This is a genomic window from Citrobacter sp. Cm038, assembly GCF_030333105.1.
Lineage (GTDB): Bacteria > Pseudomonadota > Gammaproteobacteria > Enterobacterales > Enterobacteriaceae > Citrobacter > Citrobacter murliniae.
The window spans coordinates 22,429-42,658 of the sequence record NZ_JAOWGO010000022.1; the positions used below are offsets into that span (position 1 = coordinate 22,429).

The following is a 20,230-nucleotide window of genomic DNA, read 5'->3' on the forward strand; positions in this document are numbered from 1 at the left end:
CTCATGTACCAGGATCTTATTCGTAACGAACTGAGCGAAGCGGCGGAAACGCTGGCTAATTTTCTTAAAGATGACGCCAATATTCACGCCATTCAGCGCGCGGCGGTCCTGTTGGCAGACAGTTTTAAAGCGGGTGGCAAGGTACTTTCCTGCGGTAACGGCGGCTCCCATTGTGATGCAATGCACTTTGCCGAAGAGCTAACCGGGCGCTATCGCGAAAATCGTCCCGGCTACCCGGCTATCGCTATCTCTGACGTCAGCCATATCTCCTGCGTCGGCAACGATTTCGGTTACGATTATATTTTCTCTCGCTATGTCGAAGCGGTGGGGCGTGAGGGTGATGTCCTGTTAGGTATTTCGACCTCAGGTAACTCTGGAAACGTGATTAAAGCGATTACCGCTGCTCGCGAGAAGGGCATGAAAGTCATTACCCTGACCGGGAAAGATGGCGGGAAAATGGCGGGTAGCGCAGATATTGAAATTCGTGTTCCGCACTTTGGTTATGCTGATCGAATTCAGGAAATTCACATTAAAGTGATTCATATCCTGATTCAGCTTATCGAAAAAGAGATGGTTAAATAACTATACCCGTCATACTTCAAGCTGCAGGTGCGTTGGCTGCACTCAGAAACCCCAGTCACATAGTTATCTATGCTCCTGGGGATTTCCTCCCTTGCCGCCTACCTGCAACTCGAATTATTTAGGGTATAGGAGGCGGTTTTATTTGCTACTTTGAATCCAAACTGGCTGCAACAATTACGCCTTCCCGCTTTAAGGCGTTTGTGGAGGTGATGTATGTGCGAACTGCTCGGGATGAGCGCCAATGTGCCAACCGATATCTGCTTTAGCTTCACCGGGCTGGTTCAGCGCGGCGGAGGTACCGGGCCGCACAAAGATGGCTGGGGTATTACGTTTTATGAAGGTAAGGGCTGCCGTACGTTTAAAGATCCGCAACCCAGCTTTAATTCGCCTATCGCCAAACTGGTACAAGACTATCCCATCAAATCCTGTTCCGTCGTTGCCCATATTCGCCAGGCAAATCGTGGTGAAGTCGCGCTGGAAAATACGCACCCTTTCACACGTGAACTGTGGGGCCGCAACTGGACCTATGCCCATAACGGGCAGCTTAGTGGTTATAAGTCACTGGCAACGGGGAATTTTCGCCCGGTCGGTGAAACCGACAGCGAGAAAGCCTTTTGCTGGCTCTTACATAAACTGGTCGAACGTTATCCTCGTACGCCTGGTAACATGGCGGCAGTGTTTAAATATATTGCGGTGCTGGCAGGGGAACTACGTAAGAAAGGCGTCTTCAACATGCTGTTGTCTGACGGGCGCTATGTGATGGCCTTCTGCTCGACCAATTTGTACTGGATTACCCGACGTGCGCCATTCGGTGTTGCTACGCTGCTTGATCAGGATGTCGAAATTGATTTTAGCTCGCAGACCACACCTAATGATGTGGTCACCGTGATCGCCACTCAGCCGCTGACGGGTAATGAAACCTGGCAAAAGATCATGCCAGGCGAGTGGGCGCTATTTTGTCTCGGGGAGCGTGTAGTTTGACGCCAATTGTGGCTGAACCACTTCGTGACTCAACGGCTTGCTGACAACGTAACGGCCATCGACGACTGACACTGTCGGTGGCTTACGTGTTTGTTCAAAGTAATCGTATCCCGGTTTTAGCTGCGTCCAGAAATCTTTGTAATACGAAAACTTATGGCGCTGCATATTCGCGTCGGTCATACGGAACGGGTAAATGCTAACCTGAACACTGGACTGGCCGAACACCAGAGCACCGGTCACAAACTGGAAAATCTCATCAATGCCGTTGTCGGTCATTGCGTAACAGCCGACGGAAACGCAGGCACCATGGATCATCAGGTATTTACCTTCGTAACCATGAGCACGATCGTAGGCGTTGGGAAAGCCAATATTAATCGCTTTATAGAAGCGACTATCCGGCTTGAGCTGACCGCGCTGTACGCTGTAAAACCCTTCCGGACTTTTAAAATCACCCTGACGCTGTTTTGGTCCCAAGCCACCGGAATAGTTACAGATCTTGTAACTGTCGAGCAATTGATACTGTTCACCCATCTTAACGTACAGATCAAGCGTTCGTTCTTCTTTGAAGATCTGAATATAGACAGGAGATCCCATCAATTGCTGCTTATATTCTTTGCTGATTGGCGTGGTCGGGCTACTGCTGCTCAGCAAACCGGCAAATGAGACGCACGGCATCAAAAGCATCGCAAGAAAAAATGCGATTTTACGCATACTGCTTGTTCCTTGATAAAACGGTTACACACGCCAGGACGGCAAAAAGAGTCCCCAAATCAGAAAAATCTGGATTTGGAGCGCTCACATTAGCACCAAGAAAGTTTTTCGCAAGTCTCTCGTGAGGCGTTTACACCTTATACTGAAAATTGGGATTAGAAGCAGTCAGACACTGGCCTATTTTGTCGGGGCGCGGAATACGTGGAGCAAGCAGAATACATCAACGCTAATATATTGAATTAATAATATTAATTATTTAATAATCAAATATTAAAACGGTTCGATCGGCAATAGCAGTAGACTGCGACGAACGTGTTTGACCAGGTATTCTTTTTTTCATGTTTTTTGCATCCTCTCCCCGACGCTTTTTGCCGGGCCTGCTGTCTTTGTGTGTCGTGTTTTCCGTATCCTCAGCAGCCAAAGTTCAACCTTCCTTATCCGACGCGCACTTAAGCTATGCGGCGCAATTGCGTATGCGTAACCGCACCCGACTGCTGAAGCAGTATCATACACAGCTAAAAAAGCAGGCGGGTTACATTGTGGAAGGAAACGCAGAAAGCAAAAGAGCACTACGCCAGCAAAACCGTGTTCTGATTAAACAGCACCCGGAGTGGTTTCCTGGTCCGCTCAAAGCTAGCGATCATCGCTGGCAGGAACTGGCAGAGAACGACCATTTTCTCAGTAGTGATCACTTGCACAATATCACTGAGGTGGCGATTCATCGTCTTGAGCAGCAACTGGGCAAGCCTTACCAATGGGGGGGGACCAGCCCGGATGAGGGGTTTGATTGCAGTGGGTTGATTTTTTATGCCTACAATAAAATTCTGGCGGCGAAGCTACCCCGCACCGCAAATGAAATGTATCACTATCGCCGGGCGACCATTGTCTCTCATCGCGATATCCGTCGTGGCGATTTGCTGTTTTTTCATATTCACAGCCAGGATATTGCCGATCATATGGGCGTTTATTTGGGGCAGGGGCAATTCATTGAATCACCGCGTACGGGAGAAACCATTCGGGTCAGCAATTTAGCCGATCCTTTCTGGCAGGATCATTATCTCGGCGCCCGCCGTATTCTGACGGAAAACACTATCCTGTAATAAAAAAGGCGGTATTTTCATTACCGCCTGGGGAATCGTTAACTCAACGCTCCCATGATTTTTAATTCCAGTTCATCCGGGACTTCGTTGTAAGACAGCACCTGTAAGCCTGGCGCAAATAGCCGTGCGTAGCGGGCGAGCAGAGGGCGTAATTGTGGGGCGACTAACAGCACGGGTTCTTTACCCGCCGCTTTCATTTGCTCTTTAATCTGCGGCATATTGGTCTGGAACTGATTGAGCATATTCGGATCGACCGGTACGCTGTCGAGCATCACTTTTCCGCTTTGTTGCGCCTGATTGACCACATTAGAGAGCAAATTCTCCAGTTCATTATTGAGCGTATAGACAGCCAGCTCATCTTTACGGATAAACGGGTGCGTGATGCTGCGACGCAGCGCCAGACGTACATCAGCCGTCAGCAGAATGTGATCCTTCGTCACGGCACTGCTGGCGACCAGTACGGTGGCAATGGTGACGATATCGCGTAAGGATACCCCTTCGATTAGCAGCGTACGATATACCTTCAACAGCTGGCTGTAATTCAACGCCGTATTAAGATCTTCTGCCAGGCGTGGTGCCATCGATGACAGGCGGTTATGTAACTGAGTAATATCGTCATAGTTAAACAGGTCAGGGATATGCCCGCGAATAACCTTATTCACATGGGTGGCAATAACGCTGGCGCTATCGATCACCTGATACCCCATATTTAAAGCCTTTGCTTTTTGCGCAGCCGCAATCCAGGTAACGGGCATTCCATATGCCGGATCGTGTCCTAAAATGCCGTCGATCTCGCCATAGGTTTCGCTGGAGGGCAGCGCCATCAACTTATCCGATGGAATATCCGCCTCATCAGCTTTAATGCCATTGATGAAAATAGCGTATTGCGTTGGTTTTAGCCTGAAGTTTTCACGGATGCGAATTTCTGGCAGCAAAACGCCATTACTGTCTGAAATAACCTGCCGCACACCGCGAATTCGTTGGGTAAGAGGATTCCCTTTTGATTTATCCACCAGCGACACCAGCTTATACCCCAGACTCAGGCTAATGGGTTCAATTAAAGGAATCGTCTCCCAGCTGACCTGTTGCTCGGTGGTTTCGGCAATGGTCTTGGTCAGCGTTTCGAGATTTTTCTCTTCGGTCTCAGCAACCTTCGGGCGTTTGCTCATGCGCCAGGCGGTGAACCCCAGCAGGGCGCTGAAAACCAGAAACGGAAAGTGGGGCATGCCCGGAACAATCGCCAGCACAAACATAATGCTGGTGGCGGTATAAAGGACGGATGGGCTTGCCAGCAACTGGCTGCGCACGTCAGTAGCAATATCGCCACTGTCGCTCACGCGTGTCACGATAATCGCCGCAGCCGTTGACAGCAGCAGAGATGGGATTTGTGCGACCAGACCGTCACCGATAGTCATCAGTACGTATTGCTGGAATGCCGCTTCGGCACTTAAGTCATATTTAAATATCCCAATACAGACGCCGCCTATCAGGTTGATGGCCAGAATCATCATCCCGGCGATGGCGTCTCCACGGACAAACTTAGACGCGCCATCCATTGCGCCATAGAAATCGGCTTCTCCCGCCACGTCCTTACGTCGAATTTGCGCTTGTGCCTGGTTAATTAATCCTGCGTTCAGATCGGCATCAATCGCCATCTGCTTACCGGGCATGGCATCCAGCGTAAAGCGAGCCGAAACTTCGGAGATACGTTCCGCACCTTTGGTGACCACAATAAAGTTGATGATCATCAGGATGATGAACACCACAAAACCGACCACAAAGTTACCGCCAATCACCACCTGTCCAAAGGACTCAATGACTTTACCGGCGGCACCTGCTCCCATATGACCATGGAGTAAAACCACACGTGTTGACGCCACGTTCAGCGTCAGTCGCATCAGTGTGGTGATCAGCAGGACGGTTGGAAACAGGCTGAATTCGAGCGGACGTTTCGCAGAAACAGCCACCAACAACACCATTACCGCCAGCACGATGTTAAAGGTGAACAGAATATCCAGCAGGGCGGGAGGTAATGGCAGGATCACCATCGCCAGGATGGACAGGATAACCAGCGGCACGCCGATATTACCGTTGCGCAATAGCGCGAGGAATTGCTTAGTTGTTTTCGGCATCCAGTTTAAGAACCTCTTTAGGAATGGAAATATGTCTGTTCAGTGATGGGCGTGCCTGTGAACCGTCACGCCAGTGTTTCATTTGCAGTACGTAGGTCAGGACGTGTGCAATCGCCCGATACAGTTGAAAAGGGATTTGTTGATTGATCTGGGTGGTGTAATAAACAGAGCGCGCCAGTTTTGGAAATTCAACAATTTCGATCTTGTTTTCTGCTGCCACCTGACGGATATACAATGCAATTTCATCGGTCCCTTTCGCGACAACGAAAGGGGCGGCGGCACGAGCCTGGTCATACTGGAGGGCCACGGCGTAATGTGTTGGGTTAGTGATCACCACATCGGCTTTTGGAACCACTTTACGAATTTGTCCCATCGCCATTTGACGCTGTAGACGGCGGATCCTGGCCTTAACTTCTGGCTTACCTTCCTGATTTTTGTACTCTTCTTTAATTTCCTGCTTGGTCATCTTCAGTCCTTTGAGGAACATTTTTTTGCTCAGAGGAACATCAAGCAGGGCAAAGAAAATAAACAGGATGACAAAGTTGCGCATCACGCTGCTATAAAGCGATAACCCTTCGGTAATGGCCTGCTTAAAGAACAACTCCTGTAACCCAAGGAACGCTGCGAAATTGTTGCGCAGGCTAATCCACAACATCACGAGCAGGACTAATGCTTTCAGCGTCATTTTTCCAGTATCAATAAGGTGGTCCGTTGAAAACAGGCGACCGATCCCTTTCAGCGGGCTTAGTTTGCTGAAGTCTGGCAAAATTTTCTTCGGTAGAAATAGCCATCCGCCGGGCACCAGTGAGGCAAACAGGGCGGCGACGGGCATGGGGAGTAGCGTCAGGATGAATTTCCCTAAAATCAGTAGATGATGCTCAAGAAATTGCCCGATAATGTCTGGATTATTAATATCTTGTGCATACTGATGCACGCTGGTGAAGCTTTCGCGCACGAAATCTTCATACCATGGGAAACTACTGGAAATCACCATAAAGGCGGCAAAAAGACTGGCAGCAAGGCCCATGTCTTTTGAACGCGGAATTTGACCCTCTTGTCTGGCTTTGCGAAGTTTTTGCGACGAGGGTTTTTCTGTTTTTTCTTCGCTGCCGTTATCCGCCATAGTGCCCCTTCAGCGCGTCGAGCTGTTGCAGAACAAAATTCGCCAGATGCAGATAGTGATCGGGCAGGTTGTAAAGCAAAGTGGCAAAACACACCAGGCCGGCCAGCATGTTGATGGGGAAGCCTAACGAGTACAGGTTTAAGGGCGGGGCGATGCGGTTAAGCAAACCAAAGCAGCCTTGTACGACCAGCATAATAAACGTGGTCGGGAGTGCGAGCAGCGTAGCTGCAGCTAACACCCAGCCCAGCGCCAGAGAAATTGTGCGTAACGACTGCGGATGCAGCGCATTGCCAATTGGCCACCAGGTAAAGCTCTTGAACAGAATACTCACCAGCAATAGATGCCCGTCCATGGCAAAAAACAAAATCACGGCGTAAATGTTGATCATTTCTGCCAACACCGTGGTTGACGCGCCGCTGCTGGGATCGTTCATCACGGCCATACTCATCCCCATATTGAATGAGAGGATCTGACCGGCCAGTTGGAGTGCCAGAAATAAAAACTGCAGCATCAGGCCGAAAAGCATTCCCCACAGGATTTGCTCCACGGTTAAAATAATGCTGTTTATCGACAGCAGACTGTCGGGAACGGGGTGAGGGACCAACGGCGTGATGATGAAGGCCAGCATCAGCGAAAGAATAATGCGTACGCGGATCGTCAGTGCTGCGTTATCCAGTACCGGCACATAGCGAATAAACGCCATAATGCGCACGAATGGAAACCACATGCCCAGTATCAGGCTGCTTAACTGTGTGATGTCTGTTTCGCGCATTTCAATGCACCAAAATGGCGGCCTGAGTGAACAGATGAACGCAGAGATCGCTTAACTGGACGATCATCCATTTCCCGCAAATACCCAGTACGGCCAGGGTGACAATCAGTCTGGGTAAGAAACTGAGCGTTTGTTCATTAATCTGTGTTACCGCCTGGAAAATGCTGACCAGGATACCCACCAACAGGCTCGGAACGACCAATACGCAGACTAAAATAATCACGACCTTTATACCGCTGGCGACAATATCTGCTGCTACATCAATGGTTAACATATCTGATCCCCGTTAGCCCAGACCCAGACCGCGAATGCTGGAGGTGAGTGTGCCAACGGTGAGCGCCCACCCGTCAATAAGCACGAAAAGCATGAGCTTAAAGGGCAGGGAAACGATCAACGGAGAAAGCATCATCATCCCCATCGCCATTAATACGCTGGCTACGATCAGGTCGATCACAAGGAACGGGATGTAAATCATGAAACCGATCTGGAAGGCCGTTTTGAGTTCGCTCAGGACGTAGGCTGGCACCACAATAGAAAGATCCTGATCGGCGGCGTTACCTTGTGCATTGGCGATGGTCATGATCTGTGTTATCGCTTTTTTGTTGGTCTGCGCCAGCATAAAGCGCTTCAGCGGCGCAGCGGCAGTGCTTAGTGCGTCAGGGAGCGTTAGCTGATCGTTTTCAAAAGGAACAACGGCGTGATCGTAGATGTTTATCCAGATTGGGCGCATAACCAGCATGGTTAATGCCAACGCTATACCAATAAGTATGCGGTTTGGCGGTGTTTGCTGCAGACCCAATGCCTGGCGTAATAGCGATAACACGATAATAAAGCGTGTAAAACAGGTCATCATGAGTACCAATGTAGGCAGAATACCCACAAGGGTCATCAGAAGCAGAACCTGTATTTTTACGCTGTATTCCTGGCTATTACCGTGAGAAATCACGTTCAGCAATGTGATTTCTCCCCCTTGCGCGCAGGCAAAGGGAGAAAGGATGAGTAATGAGATACCCAGCGTGAGTGTGAGTTTTGACGCGAGTTTCATGGTGCCAGGTCATTGATTTCATGAGTGTTGAATTCAAGGACGCGCAGGCCATACTTTTCGTTGACCACCACCACTTCAGCTTTACCTAACAGGATATTATTTACTTTTATATCCAGAGGTTCGCCGGCGAGTTTATCCATTTCAATCACGGTATCGTCGTCAATATTCAGCAGATCGGACAGCATGATTTCGACGGAAGAGACTTCCAGTGTTAATGTCACCGGAATGCGTTTAAGTAACGTCATCGACTCTGAAAAACGATCTTCTAAACGCGCGACCAGTGTTTCGGTAACTGACGCAGTGGGCGGCGTTGTGGTTTCAGGTGCTAACTCGAAACCTTGCTCTAAAATATCTTCTTGCTTACTCATAGGATTTCTCAGTCTTACTCGTTAACTCGGATAAAAACAGTTTGTCTTTATCTTCTACGATCAGGGCATTAAATAATTCGGATTTCCCGATATAAACAGGGAAGCTATCAGGCATCGCAATAGGTAAAATGTCCCCAGGCTTAATCGTTGTCAGGTCGGCGACATTTAAGGGGATCTCTGCAATCTTTACATTCATGGTCAGCGGTAGCGTATTAATGATTTCTTTGACTAGCGATTTTTTACGCGTTTCAGAATCAATCTTATCGACCTGCTTCTTTTTCTCGCCGTGTTCACTACGACGAATTAAATTCAGAATGTAATCCGTGTGTGAATCGTCCAGTAAGATTCTGAAACTGCAATTCTCATCGTCGCCTAGTATAAAGGTGAGCTGATAGGCCCAATGTGTTTGTACTGTACTGCTGTCGGCTTTGAGTGTGAGTGGAATACCAGAGATGTTTTTATTAAAAATAATATTGCTGATATCCAACGCCAGCCTGCTTTTCAGACGGGTTTCGGTTTTTGTCGGTAGATCATCTTGCGGCGTTTCGTCAGTCAGTGATGATGTCAAACCGTAAAAGTTGCCTAACAGCATTAACAATAACGAACGATCTATATCAAAAGCCAGGTGACCGACCTGAGAAACTAACAACTCAGCACTTTTATTTATAACATCCATTTCACAATGTATTTTTCTGAGTGTTATATTTGTGCGATGCTTTTTCAGGAAATAGTTTCCGAGATGTGATTCAATTGTATCAAAATTACCCGTAAACATAGTCGGCAGACGATGATATGGACGCCCAAGCCGGTTCCCTTCAAGTTTAAAGATCCCGGGTGTTTGACTATATTTCAGCATGGTACACGTTCTCAGCTGTAATTTTGTGGGCGGATGAATTGATATCAAATCCCGCAGTTATTGAAGAAAATACAAATCCATTTAATTTTTTGTTCATCCCTGACGCTATTCTCTTGTTGGAGTTCATTAACGTATGAAATGTTCTAACGTATGAAATGCTCTGCCCACGATCGTCTTTGATGCGGGATTATCATTAGATAGTCTGTCTTCTTCTTCTGCAAGTTATTAATATCCTGATCCTATAATTAAAAAATAATTAATTACGTATTCGTGATGTTCGCCTCTTTCAGACTTAAGCCTTTTAGTACGTTGTGATTGTTTGTTTTTTGATCTGTTGGTTTTGTAACTTGCTGTTTTTGAATGAATAATGTTTTTATTATCTTTTAATTCATAATTGTTTTCGCCACCAGTGGTAGTATTTTTTTAGGAAAAACCTTATTTGAGCATAGTCTTGGGTAAGACCACGCTTTGAGAGCGCGGTAAAACATGAGCAAGGATGAGATTAAAACACGGCATGGGCGATATCTATATTATTCGATGATTGTGTTTTGGAATGATTTATATATTTCTCGTAATGGACGTTAACTTTACTTCTAAGTGTAAGATAATCATGTTTGAACTTATTGCCGAAGCAGCTTCCAGCATCAATGCCTTTTCACTGGCCAGGCGAATCGCTGCTTTTAATGTTCCTGTCCTTATTCATGGTGAAACGGGAACAGGTAAAGAATGTGTTGCCAAGTTTATACATTCTATTGCGTTTCCGCAGGACCAATGTGCACCTTATATCGGCGTTAACTGTGCCGCTATTCCTGAAAATATGCTCGAGGCAACTTTGTTTGGTTATGACAAAGGTGCGTTTACGGGAGCCGTTGCAACCGTACCGGGGAAAATGGAATTAGCCAATAATGGAACGCTGCTGCTCGATGAGATCGGTGATATGCCTTTAGCACTGCAGGCTAAGATATTGCGTGTATTGCAGGAACAACAGGTTGAACGTTTAGGCAGCAATCGTTTAATAAAACTGAATTTCCGCTTAATTGCCTGTACCAATAAGAATCTTGAAGAAGAGGTTGCTGCGGGGCGATTTAGAGAGGATCTCTATTATCGTTTATCGGTGATTCCTGTGACTATGCCACCTTTGCGTGATCGTATGGAAGATATTATCCCGCTGGCTGAGTCCTTTATTAAAAAATACTCCACGGTTCTGGCTAAGAATATCAAACTCTCTGAATCATCACGACGTGCATTACTCAGTTATGCGTGGCCGGGAAATGTACGCCAGCTAGAAAATGCCATTCAAAGGGGCATGATCCTTAATCGTGATGGGGTGATTTATCCCGACACTTTAGGTCTTCCGTCAATTGAGTCGGATTCCTGGAGCGAACCGGAATGGCATCCTAAACCCAGTTTGCAATTAACTGAAAGCGACAATCTGGGCCAGCATGGTCGCAGTGCGCAGTATCAATACATTGCTGATCTGATGCGCAAATATCAGGGCAATAAAACAAAGATTGCTGATTTATTAGGAATTACCCCGCGTGCGCTTCGCTATCGTCTGGCGTCAATGCGAAAACAGGGAATAGAAATCTTCTCCTGAATCAGTCTGTTGTACATAGAGCGCTTTTTCATTTTAAGAGTAGGTCATGAGCATAAATACGATCACCCCAGCCAGTACGATGCAAACGCAGATGATGCAGGACATGCAGCAAATGAAAACGGTCGCTCAGGCGCCCGAACTCTCGCCGATTCAGATTAACGTTGTTGGCACACCGTCGGCGTCATCTCAGGTTTCATTCAATCAGGTCTTGCAGGGGGCGCTTAACCATGTTGATCAGTTTCAGCAGGTTGCGGAGCAACAGCAAACGGCTATTGAGACGGGGAAAAGCGATGACCTGGCGGGAGCAATGATTGCGGGTCAGCAGGCGTCTTTGTCCTTCTCCGCGCTGGTACAGGTAAGAAATAAAATCGCTTCCGGATTCAATGACCTGATGAACATGTCAGTCTAACGCTATGAATGAATTAATAAAGAAGTTTACTCAGCTATTGCCTTCATTCTCTTTCAGGCTGGAGGGTAATAAACGCTGGGCGTTACTGGCAGCTGCAGCTATTGCGGCTACTGCGATTATTGTGAGCATCCTGTGGAACGGGAATCACGGCTATGTCTCGCTGTATGGTCGGCAAGAAAATCTCCCAGTTTCACAAATAGTCACCGTGTTGGATGGCGAAAAGCTGGAATACCGTATTGATCCGCAAAGCGGCCAGATTCTGGTGCCGGAAAATGCGCTTTCTAAAACGCGGATGGCGCTTGCGGCCAAAGGCGTTCAGGCGATGTTGCCTGCTGGCTATGAACTGATGGACAAAGATGAAGTGCTGGGTGCCAGTCAGTTTGTGCAGAACATCCGCTATAAACGCAGTCTGGAAGGTGAACTGTCTCAGAGCATCATGACGTTGGATGCCGTAGAAAGCGCCCGTGTGCATCTGGCTTTGAACGAAGAGAGTTCGTTTGTCGTCAGCGACGAACCGAAAAACAGCGCCTCGGTCATTGTGCGTCTGCATTATGGTAGCAAACTGGATATAGACCAGGTGAATGCCATTGTGCATCTGGTGTCTGGCAGCGTTCCCAATCTGAATGCTTCAACGGTCAGCGTCGTCGATCAGGCCGGCAACCTATTGTCCGACGGTATTGGAGCAGGAGAAGCTGTTTCTGCAGCGACGCGTAAACGCGACCAGATCCTCAAGGATATTCAGGATAAAACTCGTGCCAGTATGGCAAATGTCCTCGACTCGCTGGTAGGAACAGGCAACTACCGGGTCAGCGTTATGCCGGATCTCGATCTCAGCAATATCGACGAGACGCAGGAACATTATGGCGACACGCCGAAGGTGAATCGCGAAGAAACCATTCTCGATAGCGATACAAATCAAATCGCGATGGGGATCCCAGGCTCGTTAAGCAACCGTCCGCCAGCGGCTGTAAACCAGACGGGAAATGGTGCCAATGCGAATACTGCAGAGGAACCGCGCCAACCAGAGGCGCTATCGAAGCATAGCGAAAACAAGCGTGACTATTCCTGGGACCGTAGCGTCGAGCATATTCAGCACCCCGGATTCGATATTAAGCGTCTGAATGTGGCTGTGGTCCTCAACCAGAGTGCTCCTGCGCTGAAAAACTGGAAACCGGAACAAACTGAACAACTGACAGCCCTGCTGAATAATGCTGCCGGGATTGATACAAAGCGTGGCGATAATCTTTCACTATCGTTGCTCAATTTTGTTCCACAGTCGATACCCGCTGAGCCGCAGATCCCGTTATGGAAAGATGACAATATTCGGGCCTGGGTACGCCTGATTGGTTGTGGCCTGCTGGCGCTATTGCTGCTGTTGTTTGTAATCCGTCCGCTAATGAAACGTCTGGCTGCCGATCGTCGGAGAACTGATGCACCTGAACTGGCGCTGAATGCGGGCTCTCCGGTAGCTATTCCTGCGACAGAGCCGCATTTTGCGGCGACAGATGATGAACGTAAAAGTATTGAACTGCCTTCTTTCCCTGGTGACGACAGCCTGCCCTCGCAGAGTTCCGGGCTGGAAGTGAAGCTGGAGTTCCTGCAAAAACTGGCGATGAGCGATACCGATCGCGTAGCTGAAGTTCTCAGACAATGGATAACCAGTAATGAGCGAATTGACAACAAGTAACGGCAGTAACAACAGCTATCTGGAACAGGCCGCAATTTTATTATTGTGCCTTGGAGAGGAAGCGGCGGCCACGGTGATGCAGAAACTCAGTCGCGAAGAGGTGGTTCGTCTGAGTGAAAATATGGCGCGTTTGTCTGGCGTGAAAACCAGCATGGCGAAAAGAGTGATCAATAACTTTTTTGATGAATTCCGCGAGCAGAGCGGCATCAATGGTGCATCACGTTCAATGCTGCAAGGTATTCTGAATAAAGCTTTGGGGACAGAAATCGCCAGTAGCGTCATAAACGGGATCTACGGTGATGAGATCCGTTCGCGAATGTCGCGTCTGCAGTGGGTTGAACCCCGCCAACTGGCGATATTGATCTCGGAAGAACACCTGCAATTGCAGGCCGTATTCCTGGCATTCCTGACACCGGAAATTTCCGCCACGGTGCTGTCTTATATGGGGGAGTCAGTCCAGAACGAGATCCTCTATCGGGTCGCGAAACTGAACGACGTAAACCGTGATGTCGTGGATGAACTGGATCGCCTGATTGAACGCGGGTTGTCTGTGTTGTCCGAACATGGCTCGAAAGTGAAAGGCATCAAGCAGGCGGCGGATATTGTTAACCGCTTCCAGGGTAACCAGCAGTTGATCCTCGATCAACTCCGTGAACGCGATGAAGGTGTGCTGGAACAGTTGCAGGATGAAATGTACGACTTCTTTATTCTCAGCCGTCAGAGTGATGAGGTTCGCCGCCGTCTTCTCGATGAAGTTCCGATGGAAGACTGGGCGGTGGCGCTCAAAGGCACTGAGGTGCTACTGCGTCGCTCTATTTATGCCGTGATGCCAAAACGTCAGGTTCAGCAGCTGGAGTCGATTACTTCGCGTCTGGGTCCGGTGCCTGTCAGTCGAATTGAACAAATCCGCCGTGAAATCATGGGAATTGCCCGCGAGCTGGAAGAAGCGGGTGAAATTCAGCTACAGCTGTTTGCTGAACAGACGGCGGAGTAAAACATGGCAATTGAAACCATTCGTGGTCGTTACCGATTACACCGTTTTCCTCCTCGCCAGCGCCATCTGCAGACGGAGCAGCTAACACCGGGTATTACGCCAGCGGATTACCAGCGCCAGTTAATGGACGGTTTCCAGGAAGGGATGCAAAAAGGCTTTGAACAGGGAATGGCTGAGGGGCAGGAACAAGGTTTCCAGGAAGGGCATCAAAAAGGGAGCGAAGAGGGCCAGCGCCAGGGGTATACCGAAGGTAGTCTGGCGGGACAACAGGAAGGACGCAAACAGTTTATTCAGGCCGCGCAACCACTGGACAACATCTCCGGCAAAGTGAACGATTTTCTGGCACACATTCAGCGCAAACAGCGTGAAGATTTGCTGCAACTGGTGGAAAAGGTGACCCGGCAGGTCATTCGTTGTGAACTGGCACTACAGCCAACTCAGCTATTGTCGCTGGTGGAAGAGGCGCTCTCTGCTTTCCCGACCATGCCTGAGTCGTTACAGGTGCTGCTGAGTAATGAAGAGTTTAATCGCATCAAGGATGCGGCACCGGAAAAGGTCAACGAATGGGGGCTGACACCGTCTCCGGATTTACAGGCGGGTGAGTGTCGGGTCATTACTGATAAGTCTGAACTGGATATAGGCTGTGAACATCGACTCGACCAATGCATGACTGCATTAAAAGAGACGTTGAGCCCGGAGCCGCAGAATGAGTGATCTCTCGTTCTTCGATAATGCATTGCGTTCTATTGAAGCTATCCCGTTAGCCCGGATTGCGGGACGACTGGTACGAGTGAACGGTATTTTGTTGGAAAGCGTGGGGTGTCCGCTGATGACCGGCCAGCTTTGCCGCGTCGAAAGCGCCAACCATACGCTGATAGATGCCCAGGCGGTTGGCTTTAATCGGGATATCACCTACCTGATGCCTTTCAAACATCCCGTAGGGTTGATGGCGGGTGCGCGCGTGTTCCCTGAAGAAAAAGCTCAGGAGATCCTGATTAGCGAAAGCTGGCTGGGTCGGGTCGTCAACGGTTTGGGGGAACCGCTGGATGCTAAAGGGCGTCTGAACGGTAATGATGTTCTGCCGCCTCAGGCTCCTTCGATTAACCCACTCACGCGTCAGTCGGTTTGCCAGCCGCTTGATGTGGGTGTCAAAGCCATCAATGGGTTACTCACGATCGGCAAAGGCCAGCGTGTGGGGTTAATGGCCGGCAGCGGTGTCGGGAAGAGTGTGCTGCTGGGAATGATCACTCGACAGACCAAAGCCGATATCGTCGTGGTTGGGTTGATCGGTGAGCGTGGTCGTGAAGTGAAAGAATTTATCGATCACTCACTGGGTGCGGAAGGCCTGGCAAAATCGATTATTGTGGCCGCGCCGGCGGATGAATCGCCGTTAATGCGTTTAAAAGCAACAGAGCTTTGCCACTCTATCGCCGCCTGGTTTCGTGACCGCGGGCACCACGTTTTACTGCTGGTGGATTCATTAACGCGCTATGCCATGGCCCAGCGTGAAATTGCGCTCTCGCTGGGAGAGCCGCCAGCGACCAAAGGCTATCCTCCTTCTGCATTTGGCATGATCCCAAAACTGGTGGAGAGTGCGGGCAACAGTGAAAGTGAAGGATCAATGACCGCCATTTACACCGTGCTGGCGGAAGGTGACGATCAGCAGGATCCGATCGTTGATTGCGCTCGAGCGGTGCTGGACGGGCATATCGTTCTGACCCGTAAACTGGCGGAATCCGGCCATTATCCCGCGATTGATATCGGGCAGTCGATCAGCCGCTGCATGACACAGGTGACGAGCTATGAGCATCAACAGTCTGCCCGGCTACTCAAGCAAAATTATGCCACCTACATGGATATTAAGCCGCTGATCCCTTTAGGTGGATATGTGGCAGGCGCCGATCCTGGCGTAGATAAAGCCGTCAAAGTATTCCCCGCTATTGAGCGTTTTTTACGCCAGGAAGTCAGCGAGCCTGCTTCCCTCGAACTGGTGCAAAGCCGCTTGCAAACCCTTTTCCCGGTCGCAAAGAAAACAGAAGGTAAATAATGATGCGGCAGATTATTGATACGCTTGCGCAGTTACAGCGCCTGCGAGACAAATCGGTAAAAGACATGACGGTACAACTTGCTCAGCAGCAGCAGGTTTGTGCCGGATACGAAAATAATATCAAAGCATTGGGCTACCTCATTCAAAAAACCACCACCGGTGTCGACCTTCCTTCTGCTGAGTCTCTGAAAAATGTGACCGGATATAAAGGCACGCTACGTACGGTAATCGCCTGGCAGGAACAGGAGAAAACGCTGGCCAAAATTAAAGAATTGCGTATTCAGAAAAACCTGGTTTCTGCTGCCTGCGAAGAGAAAATTGTCTCCATAACACTGGATGAAAAGCGCTATGCGTTGAGCCATGAGGCGCTTGCCAAAGAACAAAAAACAGTCGATGAAATTGCCACACAGTGCTGGCTGCGACAGAAGATGTTGGGACAATAATTTATCATTACTAAAGTCGGAACATACGATTAGGAGTTATTTTTGCGTAATTTAAATATTTATATCTGGGGCAATGAGCAACATAATATTTATCATTTGATAGATTATGCAAAAAACGATAATGATAATACTGTTTCGCTTTTCTTTTTACGCAAGCCCCCAGCGGAATTAGCAAACAGGAAAAATGTTTATACATTTGATTTTCCTGACCGTATAACACCCGCATGGATTGATGGTATATATAATATCTCGAGAAAGATCAATGCCACTTCAGTAAGAATACACTCGGCTATTGAGTATTCAGCAAATATTAATTATCCACTGGTGAAAAAAATTCACCAGGATGTGCCATGTGGAATGCAATTATCATTATTTTTGTATGAGGCCAGTTTTAATGATATTGCATACCGCCAACAATTAAATAATCTGTTGGGTAAAGGTTTGCGTTATCTTGATTTTGCTGAAAAACTAAAACAAAAGACAGTTGATGACAATAGTAACTGGCATGCAATATATAATTATCTTTTCAATTACATCGTTGATACACATTATTTTTTTAACAGGCTGTATCTAAATGCTGATAAATCACTGTTTTCAGCATCTCATTATCATTATGCTGACCACCTGAATGCTTATGCCGATGAAATACTATTAGCACAGTTAACTTCATTGTCAGGGGTTAAAAATAATACTATTGCTTTAATTAAGAAAATATGTGAGCAGAAGAAAACTCTCTTCTTTATTGATGATGGTGCCGATTTTCCGTTGGGCGAAGAAGATAAAGATACTGTCCTGTTGCAAGGTGTACTGGAACAGGGCTTCGAATTCGTATTTCTAATTAATTATACGGGAAGTATCGACAGTAAATCTTACCCAACAGTAAATTTTATCCGCTTGCCAGATGCTATAACCCCGGAATTATTAACAATTGCGGGGGTATCCCCTGATGTTATTTATGGACTATGCTCACTCTCGATTTTTTCCTGTGACAGTGAAAAAGTAAAAAGCGTATACTTCCATGAGCATAAAAAACACCCTGAAAATATCAGGTTAAGCCATTTTCTCCGTTCTCATTATAGCAAGAGTATTCCATTTTTATTTATCGACGAAACGCAAAAACGGTTAGAAAAAAATTACACTGAGAAACATATTTTTTATATTGGCGAGTCAATGGGTGATGCTCTTTTTGCTATTGGCAGCATGAATGCCCTTAGGCGTGAATTATCCGGGGCATTCATTTTACTGGCACCTAAAATTTATCATGAATTATTAGTATTATGCCCTTATGTTGATACTGTTTGGGATAGGGACAATTTAGATAAAACGATGAAGGAAGATATCTATATCTCTACCATCCTTGGTAAATATCACCAGCCATGTTCCGGGGCGCATATTTTTGCGTCACAACATCAAATCGACTCTATTCTAGATTGTTATAACAAGAAAAATATCAGCAATACCCGAAAAGAAATTGTCTTGTCACTAGATGATATAGATAAGAAAAAAGTTGATGGGTTTATTGAGAGTAACAATCTCACCAGTAAAGTTGTACTGATTCATCCAAATGAAGGCGTTCCAAACAGAACGTGGCCAAAAGCTTCATGGGAAGCGTTAATAGAGTTGTTCCTGAATGATGGTTGGTCTGTTGTTTTGATTGGCGCTAATAATAATTTCTACACCCATAAAAAAACGGTAGAGATTGGCAGTAGCAGGGTATTCAATGCAATTGATAAATTTACTATGGGTGAAACTGTCTACTTGATGTCAAGATCGTCTCTGCTTGTTGCCTGTGACTCTGGGCCTGTTGCTTTAGCTGCGGCAACTGATATTGCTATCTGTGGGCTCTATTCTGTGGTTCCGGGTAAATACCGCTTGCCATATCGGCACGGTATCCTGGGCTGGAATGCACTGGCTATAAATTTGTCCTGCCAGTATGTCCATTGTGCAAAATATTACCCACTTGATACTCGTGGCACATTTGATGCGTGGTGCCCAAATAATAAGACTTACTCTTGTATTGAAAAGTATAAAGTGAACGATTTTTACCGAGAGATAAATCGATTTTTAGATTCAAAGAAATTTATCGATCAATTACCTGATTATATTTAGAGTATTCAATGAAAACGGTCAAGCTTTATATCGAGCCGGCATCACTTCCGCTGACTCAGCAACTTTTGAACTATATCAGAAGTTATAAGAATGATAATATTGTTAATATCATTGCTTTTCAAAGACTTAAAGTTAATACAAATTACACCAATAAGAAAAATACTGTTTTTATTGATAATGTTAATATTGGTCTGAATGAAAAGTTAACCGCAATGGCTAACTTTATCAAAGGCGTACAACCTTCACGAGTTGAAGTCCATACGAATATACATCGTGAGCGAGACATTCTTTTTCCGATGATGAAGTTGCTTGCGCCATTTTTCTCGCTTGATAACATTAAGTTGCATCTTTATGATGATGGTTCAGGTTCATTAATTGAACGCGACGCTATTGAGTCGCTTGACTCAGTAGCTTTTGATCATCTGATGCAGCAGCGAAAAAAACAATTACTGGCAGTGCTGAAAGCAACAGAAAGTAAAGAGTATACCTGGAATATTATTGATAACTATATCTGGCACTATTTGGTTGATACTCAATATTACTTTATTAGTTCACGTAAAAAAAACAACACTAATGCATTTTATAATAAAATAGAACGGCACGTAATATATACTAATTTTAATCTCCAAAAAATTATTACGCCAGAAGAGCAACAACTGTTACTTAAACTGGTCAACTTCCCCATGGCGTTATATCACAAACTGGAACAGCTTAATAAGGATCCTAATGCCTTGATGTTTGTCACAAGTTATTGTCTGGATCCAGTGAAGGCGATGACTTATCACCAACGACTTATTGCATTAATCCAACAACTAAAAACTGATGGGAAAATTCCAGATTCTGCGAAAGTTATATTCAAAGGACATCCAGAGAATAAAAAACTAAATCATGAAATCAGTCAGGCGATAGGTAATGATGTCCTTTGTGTCCCTGATGAAATCCCAATTGAGTTTTTAAGCTCCTTTAATTTACTTCCGCATAATGTAGGCGGGGAGTTTAGCTCAACTTTTTTTTGCATGAAAGATATCAATGTTGAATTCGTTATTCTCAAAGGTAGTGAGGCTGAAATGGATAATAAAATATTTTGTGATATTGCCAATAAATATAACGCATTTGAGATGGATAAGGTTATATATTTGTGATTAGAGTGGGCGATATTTTAATGTAGCGTTCTGTGACGTGGGGAGCACAGCGGTGCCCCCGAACAGAATACTATTCTGCGGAGAGTGGATACAGTCTGGTTTGATTATTGAGTGGGAGTGTTCTACATATAA

The 20,230-nt window shown here is 46.8% G+C and carries 20 protein-coding genes; 12 read left to right on the top strand and 8 right to left on the bottom strand.

Translation table 11 applies throughout. The annotated features are described in order from the left end of the window. Positions 1-3: 3 nt before the first annotated feature. A complete protein-coding gene (lpcA, locus tag OGY01_RS11455; protein WP_045440088.1) occupies positions 4-582 on the top strand; it encodes a D-sedoheptulose 7-phosphate isomerase in 579 nt (192 codons plus the stop codon). A gap of 213 nt (positions 583-795) precedes the next feature. After that, positions 796-1,563, top strand: coding sequence for a class II glutamine amidotransferase (locus tag OGY01_RS11460; RefSeq protein WP_045440090.1), 768 nt, complete (start codon positions 796-798; stop codon positions 1,561-1,563). On the opposite strand, the gene dpaA is transcribed toward OGY01_RS11460, so the two are convergent. Next, positions 1,534-2,274, bottom strand: coding sequence for a peptidoglycan meso-diaminopimelic acid protein amidase (gene dpaA / locus OGY01_RS11465; protein ID WP_045440098.1), 741 nt, complete (start codon positions 2,272-2,274; stop codon positions 1,534-1,536). The genes OGY01_RS11460 and dpaA overlap by 30 nt on opposite strands. A 338-nt stretch (positions 2,275-2,612) precedes the next feature. On the opposite strand from dpaA, the gene OGY01_RS11470 reads away from it, so the two are divergent. Beyond that, positions 2,613-3,374 carry a C40 family peptidase gene (locus OGY01_RS11470; protein ID WP_045440100.1) on the top strand — a complete coding sequence of 254 codons (762 nt, stop codon included), beginning with the start codon at positions 2,613-2,615 and terminating at the stop codon, positions 3,372-3,374. A gap of 38 nt (positions 3,375-3,412) precedes the next feature. On the opposite strand, the gene OGY01_RS11475 is transcribed toward OGY01_RS11470, so the two are convergent. Genes OGY01_RS11475 through OGY01_RS11505 form a run of 7 tightly spaced genes read right to left on the bottom strand, consistent with a single transcriptional unit; the run spans position 3,413 to position 9,670 of the window. Beyond that, positions 3,413-5,506 (bottom strand): flagellar biosynthesis protein FlhA, encoded by a 2,094-nt coding sequence (locus tag OGY01_RS11475; RefSeq protein ID WP_045440103.1) that lies wholly within the window; start codon positions 5,504-5,506, stop codon positions 3,413-3,415. Continuing rightward, positions 5,490-6,629 carry a flagellar biosynthesis protein FlhB gene (gene flhB, locus OGY01_RS11480; RefSeq protein ID WP_045440105.1) on the bottom strand — a complete coding sequence of 380 codons (1,140 nt, stop codon included), beginning with the start codon at positions 6,627-6,629 and terminating at the stop codon, positions 5,490-5,492. Before flhB ends, OGY01_RS11475 begins: the two co-directional genes overlap by 17 nt. Further along, the gene (fliR, locus tag OGY01_RS11485) at positions 6,619-7,401 is read right to left on the bottom strand and encodes a flagellar biosynthetic protein FliR (protein WP_045440107.1); all 783 of its coding nucleotides are present in this window, start codon (positions 7,399-7,401) and stop codon (positions 6,619-6,621) included. The genes flhB and fliR overlap by 11 nt, the downstream gene beginning before the upstream one ends. Position 7,402: 1 nt before the next feature. Beyond that, positions 7,403-7,675, bottom strand: coding sequence for a flagellar biosynthetic protein FliQ (locus OGY01_RS11490; RefSeq protein ID WP_045440110.1), 273 nt, complete (start codon positions 7,673-7,675; stop codon positions 7,403-7,405). Between the two features lie 12 nt (positions 7,676-7,687). After that, the gene (gene fliP, locus OGY01_RS11495) at positions 7,688-8,446 is read right to left on the bottom strand and encodes a flagellar type III secretion system pore protein FliP (RefSeq protein WP_045440112.1); all 759 of its coding nucleotides are present in this window, start codon (positions 8,444-8,446) and stop codon (positions 7,688-7,690) included. After that, the gene (locus tag OGY01_RS11500) at positions 8,443-8,814 is read right to left on the bottom strand and encodes a FliM/FliN family flagellar motor switch protein (protein WP_045440114.1); all 372 of its coding nucleotides are present in this window, start codon (positions 8,812-8,814) and stop codon (positions 8,443-8,445) included. The genes fliP and OGY01_RS11500 overlap by 4 nt, the downstream gene beginning before the upstream one ends. Further along, positions 8,807-9,670, bottom strand: coding sequence for a FliM/FliN family flagellar motor switch protein (locus OGY01_RS11505; protein WP_045440116.1), 864 nt, complete (start codon positions 9,668-9,670; stop codon positions 8,807-8,809). The genes OGY01_RS11500 and OGY01_RS11505 overlap by 8 nt, the downstream gene beginning before the upstream one ends. Positions 9,671-10,280: 610 nt before the next feature. Between OGY01_RS11505 and OGY01_RS11510 the strand changes: the two genes are divergently transcribed. From OGY01_RS11510 to OGY01_RS11550, 9 genes are read left to right on the top strand one after another with little or no spacing between them, the layout of a single operon-like run. Further along, a complete protein-coding gene (locus OGY01_RS11510; RefSeq protein WP_045440118.1) occupies positions 10,281-11,267 on the top strand; it encodes a sigma-54 interaction domain-containing protein in 987 nt (328 codons plus the stop codon). Positions 11,268-11,313: 46 nt separating this feature from the next. Beyond that, on the top strand, positions 11,314-11,676 hold the full coding sequence (gene fliE / locus OGY01_RS11515) for a flagellar hook-basal body complex protein FliE (protein WP_286493123.1): 363 nt from the start codon (positions 11,314-11,316) through the stop codon (positions 11,674-11,676). 4 nt (positions 11,677-11,680) lie between these two features. Further along, the gene (gene fliF, locus OGY01_RS11520; protein WP_286493124.1) at positions 11,681-13,363 is read left to right on the top strand and encodes a flagellar basal-body MS-ring/collar protein FliF; all 1,683 of its coding nucleotides are present in this window, start codon (positions 11,681-11,683) and stop codon (positions 13,361-13,363) included. Continuing rightward, positions 13,341-14,357, top strand: a complete 1,017-nt coding sequence (locus OGY01_RS11525; protein ID WP_045440125.1) for a flagellar motor switch protein FliG — start codon at positions 13,341-13,343, stop codon at positions 14,355-14,357. Before fliF ends, OGY01_RS11525 begins: the two co-directional genes overlap by 23 nt. A 3-nt stretch (positions 14,358-14,360) precedes the next feature. After that, positions 14,361-15,071 carry a flagellar assembly protein FliH gene (fliH, locus tag OGY01_RS11530; protein ID WP_045440128.1) on the top strand — a complete coding sequence of 237 codons (711 nt, stop codon included), beginning with the start codon at positions 14,361-14,363 and terminating at the stop codon, positions 15,069-15,071. Further along, entirely contained in the window at positions 15,064-16,404 is a 1,341-nt protein-coding gene (gene fliI, locus OGY01_RS11535; protein ID WP_045440130.1) for a flagellar protein export ATPase FliI, read from the top strand. Before fliH ends, fliI begins: the two co-directional genes overlap by 8 nt. Before the next feature lie 2 nt (positions 16,405-16,406). Then, positions 16,407-16,847, top strand: a complete 441-nt coding sequence (fliJ, locus tag OGY01_RS11540) for a flagellar export protein FliJ (RefSeq protein WP_045449451.1) — start codon at positions 16,407-16,409, stop codon at positions 16,845-16,847. 42 nt (positions 16,848-16,889) lie between these two features. Continuing rightward, on the top strand, positions 16,890-18,956 hold the full coding sequence (locus OGY01_RS11545) for a glycosyltransferase family 9 protein (protein ID WP_286493125.1): 2,067 nt from the start codon (positions 16,890-16,892) through the stop codon (positions 18,954-18,956). A gap of 8 nt (positions 18,957-18,964) precedes the next feature. Next, positions 18,965-20,098 carry a hypothetical protein gene (locus OGY01_RS11550; protein ID WP_200041909.1) on the top strand — a complete coding sequence of 378 codons (1,134 nt, stop codon included), beginning with the start codon at positions 18,965-18,967 and terminating at the stop codon, positions 20,096-20,098. Positions 20,099-20,230: the final 132 nt, after the last annotated feature.